Source organism: Peribacillus sp. SIMBA_075, assembly GCF_046534585.1.
In genome coordinates, this window is record NZ_JAWRYN010001536.1 from 1 (window position 1) to 238 (window position 238).

Consider the following 238-nt stretch of genomic DNA (forward strand, 5'->3'; position numbering starts at 1 on the left):
CAATTGAAGGGATTGTCTGCAAAAGTCCTGTAACATAAAGCACAGGGCGGGCAGCAGCCGGCATGGCTGAGAGCAAAATACCAAGCGGCAGTGCAATTATTATTGCAAGTAAAAGTGAAATAAACGTTATTTGCAGGTGTCTGAGGGTTTTTTGCAGAATTTCATCAGCAGAAGACTGCTGTTTAAATTCCGCCCCTGAACCTCTTAAATTTCTTTCTGTTAAAAATTCATTAGCGGT

1 pseudogene is annotated in these 238 nt (G+C 41.6%); it reads right to left on the reverse strand.

Going from position 1 to position 238, the window contains the following annotated elements:
* A pseudogene (locus tag SB775_RS33555) lies at window positions 1-238 on the reverse strand (hypothetical protein); the annotation flags it as partial.